Source organism: Paenibacillus sp. RS8, from assembly GCF_041956825.1.
Lineage (GTDB): Bacteria > Bacillota > Bacilli > Paenibacillales > Paenibacillaceae > Paenibacillus_AQ.
Map to the genome: position 1 here is coordinate 1,354,858 of NZ_CP168131.1, position 11,826 is coordinate 1,366,683.

At 44.3% G+C, this 11,826-nt stretch carries 12 protein-coding genes; 3 read left to right on the forward strand and 9 right to left on the reverse strand.

The genetic code is table 11. The features are described 5' to 3' along the window. Positions 1–203 precede the first annotated feature (203 nt). Both ACDZ28_RS07295 and ACDZ28_RS07300 read left to right on the forward strand, forming a co-directional pair. Positions 204–881 carry a response regulator transcription factor gene (locus ACDZ28_RS07295; protein WP_375104330.1) on the forward strand — a complete coding sequence of 226 codons (678 nt, stop codon included), beginning with the start codon at positions 204–206 and terminating at the stop codon, positions 879–881. Further along, positions 881–2,155: a sensor histidine kinase gene (locus ACDZ28_RS07300; protein WP_375104331.1), complete on the forward strand. Its 1,275-nt coding sequence runs from the start codon at positions 881–883 to the stop codon at positions 2,153–2,155. The genes ACDZ28_RS07295 and ACDZ28_RS07300 overlap by 1 nt, the downstream gene beginning before the upstream one ends. A gap of 67 nt (positions 2,156–2,222) precedes the next feature. Here the strand turns inward: ACDZ28_RS07300 and ACDZ28_RS07305 are convergent, their stop codons facing one another. Both ACDZ28_RS07305 and ACDZ28_RS07310 read right to left on the reverse strand, forming a co-directional pair. Next, positions 2,223–2,978 carry a class I SAM-dependent methyltransferase gene (locus tag ACDZ28_RS07305; RefSeq protein ID WP_042131595.1) on the reverse strand — a complete coding sequence of 252 codons (756 nt, stop codon included), beginning with the start codon at positions 2,976–2,978 and terminating at the stop codon, positions 2,223–2,225. 14 nt (positions 2,979–2,992) lie between these two features. Continuing rightward, entirely contained in the window at positions 2,993–3,535 is a 543-nt protein-coding gene (locus tag ACDZ28_RS07310; protein WP_042131596.1) for a hypothetical protein, read from the reverse strand. Between the two features lie 95 nt (positions 3,536–3,630). On the opposite strand from ACDZ28_RS07310, the gene ACDZ28_RS07315 reads away from it, so the two are divergent. After that, the gene (locus ACDZ28_RS07315) at positions 3,631–4,545 is read left to right on the forward strand and encodes a phosphatidate cytidylyltransferase (RefSeq protein WP_042131597.1); all 915 of its coding nucleotides are present in this window, start codon (positions 3,631–3,633) and stop codon (positions 4,543–4,545) included. A 1-nt stretch (position 4,546) separates the two neighbouring features. Here ACDZ28_RS07315 and ACDZ28_RS07320 read toward each other — a convergent pair whose 3' ends face one another. From ACDZ28_RS07320 to ACDZ28_RS07350, 7 genes are all read right to left on the reverse strand, one after another. After that, positions 4,547–5,605, reverse strand: a complete 1,059-nt coding sequence (locus tag ACDZ28_RS07320) for a copper amine oxidase N-terminal domain-containing protein (protein WP_375104332.1) — start codon at positions 5,603–5,605, stop codon at positions 4,547–4,549. 91 nt (positions 5,606–5,696) lie between these two features. After that, entirely contained in the window at positions 5,697–6,443 is a 747-nt protein-coding gene (locus tag ACDZ28_RS07325; protein WP_375104333.1) for a uracil-DNA glycosylase family protein, read from the reverse strand. A 20-nt stretch (positions 6,444–6,463) separates the two neighbouring features. Then, the gene (locus ACDZ28_RS07330) at positions 6,464–7,687 is read right to left on the reverse strand and encodes an amidohydrolase (RefSeq protein WP_375104334.1); all 1,224 of its coding nucleotides are present in this window, start codon (positions 7,685–7,687) and stop codon (positions 6,464–6,466) included. Between the two features lie 95 nt (positions 7,688–7,782). Further along, on the reverse strand, positions 7,783–8,553 hold the full coding sequence (locus ACDZ28_RS07335; RefSeq protein WP_375104335.1) for a polysaccharide deacetylase family protein: 771 nt from the start codon (positions 8,551–8,553) through the stop codon (positions 7,783–7,785). Further along, positions 8,553–9,158, reverse strand: a complete 606-nt coding sequence (locus ACDZ28_RS07340; protein WP_375104336.1) for a polysaccharide deacetylase — start codon at positions 9,156–9,158, stop codon at positions 8,553–8,555. Before ACDZ28_RS07340 ends, ACDZ28_RS07335 begins: the two co-directional genes overlap by 1 nt. A 23-nt stretch (positions 9,159–9,181) precedes the next feature. Beyond that, on the reverse strand, positions 9,182–9,778 hold the full coding sequence (locus ACDZ28_RS07345) for a sensor domain-containing protein (protein WP_375104337.1): 597 nt from the start codon (positions 9,776–9,778) through the stop codon (positions 9,182–9,184). A 252-nt stretch (positions 9,779–10,030) separates the two neighbouring features. Continuing rightward, positions 10,031–11,818, reverse strand: coding sequence for a response regulator (locus ACDZ28_RS07350; protein WP_375104338.1), 1,788 nt, complete (start codon positions 11,816–11,818; stop codon positions 10,031–10,033). Positions 11,819–11,826 lie beyond the last annotated feature (8 nt).

An 11,826-nucleotide genomic window follows, 5' to 3' on the forward strand; every position in this document is an offset into this window, starting at 1 on the left:
TTTTACAAATGATTGATTATCTTTTACATTGCCTTAACAGTTTGAGAATACCGCTGACGACCCTAAAAGGTGTAACTCGTAACTCCGGTGAATGTTGGACTTCCGGCCGCTGTTGTCTCTCTTCATTAAGGTTCAATAAAGGTAATACTGATATAATGGCCTCAATAACAAATACTCGTTGATATGTAGGGGATGGCAGAACCATGAGAATATTAATTGTAGAAGACGAGCTTCATCTCGCTGAAGCCTTAACTCAAATATTAAAGAAGCATAATTATTCGGTGGACGCTGTCCATGACGGCAGATCGGGTCTAGATTACGCACTGAGTGGAATTTATGATTTGCTGCTGCTCGACATTATGCTGCCTGAGATGGATGGGGTTAGCGTCCTCAAGACGCTGCGCAAAAAAGGGGTGTCCACTCCCGTTATCCTGCTTACCGCAAAGGGTGAGATCACAGATATGGTCAATGGGCTAGATTACGGGGCTGATGATTATATCGCCAAACCTTTTTCTTCAGAGATCTTACTGGCAAGAATAAGAGCTGTACTAAGACGTAAGAACGAGGTTATACCAGATGATGCTTTAAAGTTCGGGGATATTGAACTGAATACATCGACTCTGAAGCTAACCGTGGGTGGCAAAGAGATCAAGCTGAACCTAAAGGAAAGTGAATTGTTGGAGCTTCTGATCTTGAGGAAACAAGCCGTAACCTCCAAAGAACAAATTATTGAGAAGTTATGGGGCTTCGATTCCGACGCTGAGCACAACAATGTGGAGGTGTATATTTCTTTTTTGAGAAAAAAACTGACCTTCTTAAATTCGACTGCACGTATTAATACGATCAGAAACGTAGGGTATGTATTAGAGGTGACGACCTAATGTTCACGAAGCTCAGAAATCGATTTCTTATTGTTAACCTAGTAACCATATCCGTAATTATGCTTGTAGCCTTCATCTCGATTTATGTCATTACGTACCAAGATGTACAGAGCAATATTCAGATGGATCTTCACAGAATCATGGAAAACTACAAGTCTCCCGGTAGTGACACAGGCCGGTTAGGCTCAACAAAGGGAGGTTCCCAGTTACCTCATGCTGATAATAAACGTATGGATAACGGAACCCCGCCTCCAGAACGATCCGTCTCATTTATGCTAAAGATAGATACAGCGTCGAACCTTATAGGGAAAGATTCCAAATTTACTATGGATGATGAATTTTATAATACAGCTTTGCAAGAAGCGCTAAGTACCAATAAAGATACCGGAAGGTTCACCTTGGATAGCAGTAAATGGATCTTTAACATCCAGCATACGAATGATGGGGCGATGCTTGTATTCCTGGATATCACTGCAGAGCAAAAAATCCTCACCAATCTTATCTATACCTTCTCTGTAGTTGGCTCGGTAATGCTGATTATCTTATACTTCGCAAGCCGATTTTTTGCTAATCGTTCCATTGCACCGGTGAAGGAGGCTTTTGATAAACAGAAGCAGTTTATTGCTGACGCTTCCCATGAGCTGAAGACACCATTGACCATAATTAATACCAATACAGATGTTCTCCTGTCCAACAGTGACGACACCATTCACAATCAGTCAAAGTGGCTGCACTATATTAAATCAGAAACCGAGAGAATGACCAATCTGACCAATGATCTACTGTACCTGACTGAGATGGATGATACCAAATCGACAATGATGTATTCGAAGTTCAATTTGAGCGATGCGGTTGAAAATATCATTTTAACGATGGAAGCCGTAATCTTTGAGAAGCATATCTCGCTTGAATATGACATTGAGCCTAACCTGACCGTACTAGGAAATAGTGAACAGATCAAACAAGTGATTATGATCCTTTTGGACAACGCTGTAAAATATTCGAACCCTAAAGGCTCAGTCACCTTATCTCTTAAAAAACAACATAATGATATGGTGTTATCGGTCACCAATACGGGTGAGGGTATTGCTCCGGAGCACTTAGCAAGAATCTTTGACCGATTCTACCGCACGAATGCTTCCCGAGCGCGTAAACAAGGGGGTTATGGCCTAGGTCTGGCGATTGCCAAATCCATCGTTGAACAGCATAAAGGAAAAATTTATGCCAAAAGCACGGTCGGCGAATCCACCACCTTTTACGTTCATCTTTCATAACTAAAAGTAAAAAGACTCAAACCCTGTTATTATTGGGATTTGAGTCTTTTTACTATGCTTATATTTTTTATACTTCGCCCCAATAGATCTCGGTCTCATATTCAAAAAACACTTTATCATCCTGTTTATTTCGTTCAAACAGGCTCCGCAGCTCCGTCATCATGTTCTCGTAACGTGGATCTCCGGGGGCCGGAATGTAAGAAGACGATCTTGCCCGCCCGCTTAATCCCTCGAAATCAAACACCTGCTGATTGCTAAAGTGTGCAACTTGCATCTGCCCTGTCTTAAAAAAGGAACTAAGGATTTCAGGGGTAATGTTCTTATGATTCACTTGAGTGTAGTCCGTGCCGAAAGCTTGCACCAGCTGCTCATATTCCTCCAGAAATGGGGTACCGTAAGTACGCCGAGAATTCCATATCAGAACTGCCTTTCCACCCGATTTAAGAATCCGCTTGAATTCCAATTGCGCTGCATCCCTATCAAACCAGTGAAACGCCTGGGCACACACGATAAAATCTACAGACTGGTCTGGCAATTCTGTCTTCTCGGCAGACCCTGGCAATGCGCGGAAATGGTTATCCTTTGCGAACTTCTCCTCCGCAGCTGTACGCATTTCCGGATTTGGTTCAACGGCTGTCACACGACTCCCGCGCTCCAGAAGCAATGCTGAGAATATTCCCGTTCCTGCGCCGATATCTGCAATATTGCAATTCGGTTTTAGCCCAATCGTATTGTATAAATAATCAATGGCTTCTTTAGGATAGCTCGGCCGATATTTCACATACGAATCTACCCGATTTGAGAACCGTTCTTTGTTATTCATCCAAATACTCTCCCTTAGCTTTTAGGTTCGTACTGACTTAATTTGCCTTGATAAATCAGCTTCAGACGATCGCTTTGCCGAAAATCATCAGGCGTTACGAGCGCAGGCAGCTTATTCCATAGCTTAATTCCGGACCTCTCCAGAATTTCCGCAACAAATTGTGAGCAGAAGTAGGAGTTGCTGAATTCGACAGGTTCCTTCAGTGCAATACCAATTACACCGAGAATGTTATAGAGATACTTTTGCCGGCTGCGGATAAAAACTTTGAGCACCCGCTCCATCTTCTCCACTTCGCGGGCTGTTACTTGAAGTTCGTAGAGAACACATGTTGTATTCGGATACTTACTGAACGTGCCTGTCTTAATATCCTCCTTCACGAATCCACCATTCAAAGGATTGCTCGGATGCTTTCTGCCAAAGCTATATAACTCGGAAAGCTCCCGATTAAAGGAGATTGAGGCATGATTATAAGGAGCTCTCGTGTAGCCTTGAATAAGCTTCGTAAAGAGCGTTCCGGTATTCGTAAGTAAGATAAAGACCGATGGATCATCTGCCATTTACAATTTTCCCCTTATCAAGATCGGACGTTTCCTTCATAATAACATATGAACCCATTAATGGAATCTACTCTACGACAAGTTGGTGATTAGCTATCGACCGCTCTCTATTAACGATAATCCTGATTTTTGCGGCCTTATCGGCCATTCACTTGATGTATGTAGTTATAGGCAGATTACAACCAAGTAAAGACTATACAGGTATCGGCTTTCGCATCAAAACCTGGTGGGGAATGCTCTTCATCTTTTGTTTGGCTACTCTTTTTAATCCAGTAGTCTCACTACTGTCACTTATGGTGCTAACCTTCTTTGCGCTCAAAGAATATTTCTCCATGATAAAATCACGAAAATCCGACCGCAGACTATTTCTGTGGGCGTACTTATCCATTCCTCTTCAGTTCTACTGGATTTATATCGAGTGGTACGGGATGTTTATTGTGTTTATCCCGGTCTATGTATTCTTACTCCTACCGCTACCTAGGCTTATTAATAAAGGGACTGTTGGCTTCCTGCGTAGTGTTAGTTCAACCCAGTGGGGACTAATGCTGATGGTATTTGGGCTTAGTCACTTAGCCTATTTTCAATTTGCTACACCGGAGTATGGAGCGGGGCTTGTATTATTCCTAGTAGTGCTGACGCAACTGAATGATGTGGTCCACTATCTGGCATCCCTCTATCTGGGTAAGCGCAAAGTGGTCCCAACCGCCAATCCTTATTTGACCTGGGAAGGCTTTGCTTGTGCGTTTGTCGTAACAACCGGAGTCTCCTATCTGATCTATCCCTACCTGACGCCGCTCAACCCGATCTTCGGTTTCCTGTCAGGCATGCTGATCAGTTTGAGCGGCTTCTTAGGCAGCTTAACGGTTTCCGTGCTGAAGCGAGATTTGCTCATCGGTGATGGCGATAAATTCGTAGCTTTAAAAGAAAGCTATTTAAGCCGTGTCGATAGCTTGACCTACACCTCACCGGTCTTTTTCCATGTGATCCGTTATTTCTTCGATTTCATGTAGATTAGTTTTCTACGACGATTTTAGTCGCTTGACCGATAGGCGGCATACTCTTGGTTAACATCGGACCGTAGAACGCATACACTTTGTCGCCTTTTTTCAGCTCACTTACGGCAATCTTCTGATTGTCTTTCGTACCGAGAATAGTCGTAGTCTCTGTAGTATTCAGAACAATTGTCTCGAACGAAGTATCACTGAGCTTATCGCCCTTGATCACAATGCGAGTCGCACCATTATCTGAAGGAGTAATCTCTTCGATCACGCCAGCCGTTCCCAACGTCTGCTGATCGGGAGCTTGTTCTTTCACAACAATCTTGATCGCGCTTGTCAATGGCGGCATACTCATAGCCATCACCATGCTATGCTCGACCTCGATGGACATGCCCAGCTGCAGGTCAGCGAAGGTTAGCTTCTTATTATCAGCAGATACGATTTCTGTTTCATCAGAAATACCTAGGCGAATGCCATGACCATACCCGTTGAGGCCGATTTCAACATTTTTTTCGCCCTTATAGATACTAGTGATTGATCCTTGCTTGATCGTGTCTGAAGAGGTCTCTCCACTGCCTTGCTCCTTGGAATTAATCGAAATCGTTCCAGTTGGGCCGGCGATAACTTCAAGCTTCATCACTTTTTCGAAGAAAGAGAGTGGAACGTAGGTTTTACCATTCTTTAGCTCTGGAACAGCACCCAACGTAAGAAGTGTTGTGCCATTACGATAAGCATCTTTTCCAATTTGAAAGGACATCGACTGGCTATCTTTCTCAAGACCTAGCGATTGAAGGCTCTGCGTCCATGTTAGCTTGTATCCAAGCGCTTCAGCGGCTGTACGGATTGGGATCATAACTTCCTTGCTTGAACCTACGTATAGCGGAACATCGACTGGGGAGTAGCCGTTACCATCAATGACTAGCACATATTTTAGACCACCATAAGAATCTTGCGGTACAGAGGAATTAGTTGCTGGTTTGACCGGTGCCGGCTGAACAGGTGCCGCTGAGATGACGTTCGATACTATGAGCGTTCCAGCGAGGACCGCTCCGATTACTTTGAATGTTTTCATAGTAAAATTATACCTCCTGAGATGAATGAAGTTGTTCTACTCTATCATTCTTAACGTGAGGTTCAGGAAAAATGTTGCAACTGGAAGCCGTTCAGGCGTTCCATAAATGATCTCGTAGAGCCTTTGTCATTGCCTCTTGATGGCTGGCAAACTGCTTAAATCTATGCCCGTTCGCTCCCGAAGGATGAGGAAATCCCCATAAACAGCGCTGATCATCGAGCTTACCCTCAGATACCAAAAGCCGAAGCATACCTTCCACAGTTTTGCCTAGAGGAATAATTAAAGCTTGGCTCAGGATGCCCAGCTCCTGCTCTAGTGACAATAGCGCACATTCTCTAAGGAACGGATCAGAAAGTAGCTTGGGATGTGCTCCGCTATAATTTTTCTTCTCTATGAACATGGGAAAACGCAATAAAGAGGTGGTATGCAGGTTCGTTTGCTGCTTCTGAAACAACTCGTCACAGGAAGCAAGGCCCAAATACTGTTGAAGCCCAAGTGCATCTAGCATATGAATTAACGTATTCCTCATAGTCCCAGCGAATCTCGCCGCTTCCTTCGCCCCTTTACAGACCTCTTCATCTGATAGCCCGGCTTCCAACCCTCTGATCGCTTCTTGTATGGCTGCGCTCATCTGTGTAAAACCGGGTGTTAGCCCAATAATGATCACCTTTGCAGCAGGATTCAGGTACTCATTGTGCGGTGCATAGTACATTTCAAGCTTGCCGCTACGCTTCATAAGAAGCTTATCTACTTGCAGATCCGCTTTCGTTAGCCCGGTCTCCTTCGGAAGTGAGAGCAGCGCGGCTTTATACTGTTGTAAATGGTTAGAGATGAGCATGTCATCCACCTCTCATGACTCTATAATGACCCACTTACGAGACGGCCCTCGTACCATACCGCTTGACGCTCCGATCTTCGCGCTACAGCTTCAGCTGAACAGCTGGCATGGAGCAGCACAAAGCTTGCAGTATCTCCTACCTTAGGCCACACCTGTTCCCCTTTTTGACTAAGAGGTGTTATTCCTCCTGTTATAAATCTAAGAGATTGCGATAATGACCGTTCATCACTACACCCATATAACTCTGCGTATCGTCCCACCTTCTCCAATTGATCGCCATTACCAAAAGGAGACCAGTGATCTGTAAGGCTGTCTGTTGCCAGTTTCACTTTTACACCTTGGCTGTGCAGCATAGGTAGTGGCATCATCATTCTTCCAATAGGCACTGTGGAGGCAACCGTCATGCCGAGAGACGCCATCCGTTTGGCCATTTCTTCTGCCTCCTGCTGCGGAGCACCCGCGAACCAGAATGCGTGGCTAACGGTCACTTTGCCTTGCAAGCCAGCTTCTTCTGTCAGATCAGCCAAACGCGACAACGTCTGCTTTCCTGCTTCTTTTCCATCATGCAAGTGAATATCAATGCCTGCATTATTCATTACCGCTAACTCGACCATGGTCTGAAGTGACTTTTCGATATCTCCATCTACAGAGGATGGGTCGACGCCTCCTACATAGTTTGCCCCCTCTGATAAAGATTGCTTTACCAGCTCAACAGAGTTAGAACGAAGCAGACCATGCTGCGGAAACGCTACAATTTCTGATGAAATTTTGCCGGAAAAGGTCTCTAAGGCTTGCATGGTTGCCTCTAAACGCTTCAGAGCGCTGATGGGCTCAATATTACAATGACTACGCACATGTGTGGCACCGAACCCCTGTATAAGCGTCAAGATGCTCTCCGCTTGTTGTCTCGCCATCGGCAGCAGCTTAGGCAATAATACCTTCTCTTCCTCAATCCGTTCGAAGACACCGGCAGCAGGCTTTACCGCCTTCCATGGTCCAGCAAAATATGTTTTATCTAAATGGATATGCGCCTCCTCAAAAGAAGGCAGCATCAATAACCCTTTTCCGTCGTATTTAGGGAGATGACTCTGAATCTCGATGTCTGCTCCAATAACTTCTGAAATCTTATCCCCATCAATCCGGATATGACAAGCCTTCGTATTTGTACCAACCACTTGTTCATCTTCTATTACATAACCCTGTTCTAGTCTTATATTGGTTAACCAGTAAGAAGTATTTAACATGCTACCCATCCTTTGCTCGACAATTTAATATAGGCTCGTAAGAACTACCGGCTTTACCCTAAATGGTACCATAGCTCTTCCTATATAAAAAATCGTCAATAGCTACGTGTCGACCTGATCGCGACATTTGCTCGGGATTGGGCTTTTCCAATACTCCCAGCCTCTTTATCGAGAAGTTCATCCACACGCAGACAGTTCAAACCCTGTAGCTGAACATCACTTAAGACCTGTTCCAGCCCTGTGATCATGTTCAGCGGCGCTTCTCTATCTGCCCCTAGCGTATCCCCACTATCGTGAAGAGTGATGATGGAGCCCGGTTTAATCTTTTTCAATAAATCATGCTTTAATTGCTTCGCGCTAACGGATGCTTTCCAGTCCCCCACCATAACAGACCACAACACAATCTGATAAGAACGTCTAAGTAAAGCAAGATCACCTAAATTAAGGAGTCCCCAGGGTGGGCGATACAAGATAGGACGCTCTCCTGTAATCCGCTCGACAATGTCAGCTGTTCGATCCACTTGCTTCCGTCTATTCGTCCATGGGGAGTAAATCCAGTTGGGCACATGCGTATAATTATGAATGCCGATCTGGTGTCCTTCCCGGTGCATTCGCTTGATTAAATCCGGGTATTGCTCAGCCTTTTTGCCTAATACGAAGAAGGTCGCTTTAACGTCATGCTCATGTAATAAGTCCAATAATTCAGGGGTATAGCATGGATCTGGTCCGTCATCAAAAGTAAAAGAAATTCCCTTCGCAGCATCCCCCTTAGATGCAACACCCCAGCCTAATATTCGAGTAATCACAAATGGAACCATCATATAAAGAATAATGAAATCTATAGCTAAAATAATGAGCGTCCACATCAGGAAACCGCCTCTTTCCTTCGAGGAGCAAACCGCGCTTTCAAAGACTGCTTACTAAGCACAAGCATCATGGGAGACAACTTCTCCGTACTGTCCTCTACGCGTTGCCTCCCTTCTGGATGCAGCATGCGTAGCAAGAATCTAAGATAAATTCCATACCATCGCCGCTGCCATTTGGACTTGATGGGATGCTGATCAAATCCTATTCCATGGATGATCCCTCGGTGAAGTAGCGTAATCCCCGTTAGCGCCTGTACTTTGCTTAGCTCTGGATTGCTATCCAGTTCACGACTAATCTCCTTCATGGCCTCGCGAAGCATGCGTGCAGTACGGATTCCAGCCCGATCAGCGCCGAGTGTACGCGTTAGCTGCACAACCTGACGATTATCCAGATGAAGCTCACCCACCCAATCACCCGGAAGTATCCGATGCCCATCTTGGCAGACCACACTTTCTCCGTGATACTTCAACACGACCAATTTACATATCCCGTATCTCCATACGGATTGACTGCGGAACTTGGTGATAACGGCAAATAGGTTCTCCCACATCATCCAAAGGGATTGCGAGAATAATTTTACTAATGAAACTGAAGCTGCCATCATTCTTCCTTCTCTCTTGTTTAAATTTATCTTCTAGCAAAATCCTTCACTAAACGCCGCGTATACCTGCCGATCATCTTTACCAGACTGTTCCCGAGATAAGCACCTATCCATAGAAATAATGTACCTAACAGCATGAAAAAAAGTGAGCTGCTCAGCGTACTATTTGTTATACCGAAAAACGATATAGAAGAGAAGCCGAATGAATACAAGACAGGTGATAACAAGAGAATAATAGGAGTCAAGTAAAAAAGAGCTGCACATATTAGACTCAGCATTCCGATAATACCCTGCAGCATCAGTCCTATAATCGCTCTCCAGTTATGTTCATCCAGCAACTCCCCTTTAACCCGCTCCCACATGCTGCCTTCTTCTTGAGATCGGGCCGGAATCGTCCGTATGGAAATATCCGTATAGACTTTGGTTCGAATTCGCTCATGCTGTAAAAAAGTCTCCGTAGAACGTAAAACATAATAAAGGATTGGAATTCCTACTATGGTGAAGGACATCGCGACCCCAAAAGCAATGCCCACCATATAAAAACAAAGGTAAAACAGCCCGGTGGCAAAAGTAATTAATAAGTAACAGAAATTCCTTACATGTTTACGGATCATTTGATTCATGGTCTTCTCTCCCTCTCTGCATTAAAAATTGGTTCCTCTACACAGTTCCTACACTAATGCTACTAATGTAAAATCGACCAGTGCCATAATGTCATATGACAGTCATTTCATTCAAACATAACGCCTTCGGCGTGCTTATAAGGACAGTAAGCGTTTAAGCGAGAAATATAAAAAAACACCCTATCGCCTACTCCCGAAAGGAAAATAGACAACAAGGTGCTCACTCGTTAATTTCAGATGATTCAGTTATGGTTATTCCGTAGTGCCAAAGGCTTTCTCTACAGCTTCTTCGCGGTTCCGTACACCCAGCTTAGCATAGATGGTAGAAGCGTAATTTCTCACCGTCCCATCAGACAAATATAATTTGGCCGCAATCGATTTATAACGCATCCCTTTCGAGAGGCATTCTAAAATCTCAAGCTCACGTGGGGTCAGCCCATATTCATTACTCTGTTCAGTCTGCGCTTCAGAAGCAGGATGCATCTCATAATGATCAATTAATACATTCGTAATAGCAGGAGTTATCATCTTCACACCCCGATGTACGAGACGTATACCTTCAAATAGCTCCTGCGGCTCAGTAGACTTTAATAAGTAGCCATCTGCCCCGTTTTGCAAGGCTTCGACTGCCATATCTGTTTCTTGAAAAGTAGTCAGGATCAACACTCGTACCCCTGGCCACTTTTGCTTAATGCGCTTGGTTGCTTCCGCACCGTCCATACTTGGCATATTTAGGTCCATCAACACCACATGAGGTTGATCCTGCTCGCAGAAGCTTACTGCCTGCTCACCATTCTCTGCTAACCCTATGATCTCAAAATCCGGCTCCTGCTCTAGAATAATTCGCAGACTATCCCGGATATAAGGCTGATCATCTACCAGCAATAAACGAACCATTTCCTCCCGGATCTCTTCGAGTCTCGGCAAACTACAGGTTACTAAGGTCCCTTCCCCTGGCTTAGAGTAAAAATACACTTGCCCTTGCAAGTTAGAAACTCGTTCCTTCATCGCGTTCAGACCGAATCCTGCTGTTAAATCTGTTGCGCCTAATCCATTATCCTGCACATCCAGCCGAATCAATTTCTCTTCGTAATGTAGACTAATGACAATTTCACTGGCTCGACCATGACGTACAGCATTGGTTATCGACTCTTGCAGACATCTGTATAAAGTCATCTGGGCTTGCTTGGATACTGCATATGCCTCTCCAAACGTTCTTAGACGAATCTGAACCTTCGAGAGAGTCTGGAAATCATCCACTAATTTCTGCAGGGACTGCATAAGCGTCAACGAATCCTGAGAGGAGCCCACATGGTGCAAATATCGCCGAACATCATCTAAGCCATTACGAGTTAGCTTTAATAAGGAATCTATCTTTTGCTCTCCTTCAGAGGTATTCACCTCCGTACGTAAAGTCTCTAGCCCCATAAGAATGGAAGTATAAGAATGTCCGACAGTGTCATGCAAATCTTTGGATAATCGATCTCTTTCCTCCAGAAGGGTCATACGCTCGACTTGTGAGATATACTGCTCCAGGACAGCATTCTGGTTCTTAATAATCCCGTTCTGCTTATGATTCACCACCAGCAAGTGAAAAGCGAAGCCAATCGTATACACCAAGCCAAAGTTCACAATCATCGATATAGCATCCATTTGTTGTGACAATCTAGATAACATTATTGGAATCAAGATCACCGTGATCGGAGCTGACCAACGATAGGACTTCTGTGCACTATTGCTGGCAATCATAAAAGCAATTGGCAGAAAAGTTACATACGAATCAGGAAACAGAGCAGCCAAATATAAGCATAGACCACCTGAAAGGAGGATCTCCGCCATCAGATAATACTTATAATGCAGCTGCAAACAAAACCAAGGCACTGAAAAAGAGATCACACCCCAAACAAACACGATCCAGAAAGGAATCGTAAAATCCTCTGAGAGGTAACACATCGTAACTATAAAAGAAGTAGAAAAACAAATCCGAAACAGGAGGACGAGCCAATCGTACCAGAACCACTGCTTAACCAGATTAAACACTGAATTGC